This window comes from Streptococcus sinensis, from assembly GCF_000767835.1.
In the GTDB taxonomy this organism is placed as follows: domain Bacteria; phylum Bacillota; class Bacilli; order Lactobacillales; family Streptococcaceae; genus Streptococcus; species Streptococcus sinensis.
This window is the reverse complement of the sequence record NZ_JPEN01000013.1, coordinates 1-278: the sequence shown is the minus strand read 5'-3', so window position 1 is coordinate 278 and position 278 is coordinate 1. Positions and strand designations below refer to the sequence as shown.

General features: G+C 42.1%; 1 protein-coding gene. It reads right to left on the bottom strand.

Features of this window, described 5'->3' with window-relative positions:
• Window positions 1-278: SP_0198 family lipoprotein (locus SSIN_RS00550; RefSeq protein WP_037614507.1), on the bottom strand; the 278-nt coding region annotated here is incomplete at both ends.

Here is a 278-nt window from a genome sequence, read left to right as displayed (position 1 = left end):
CGATAGCTTTTAACATCGTCACCGACAATCAATCTTTGATTAGCTGTATCTACTTGTACCTGCTTAATTTCCTTACTGCCATCTACTTCTGTTTCCGTCCAAGTACCAGTCTTACCATTAATTTCTAGGACATATTGGTCACCATCATAGTCGCTTGCCTGATAGCTTCCGTCTAGATTACTAGTCTGACCTTCATTGGATGAAGAAGTCTGACTAGAGGAAGATCCTGTCGAAGAGCTAGTTGATGACTGCGAAGTCTTGTTTTGCTCAGACTGGGT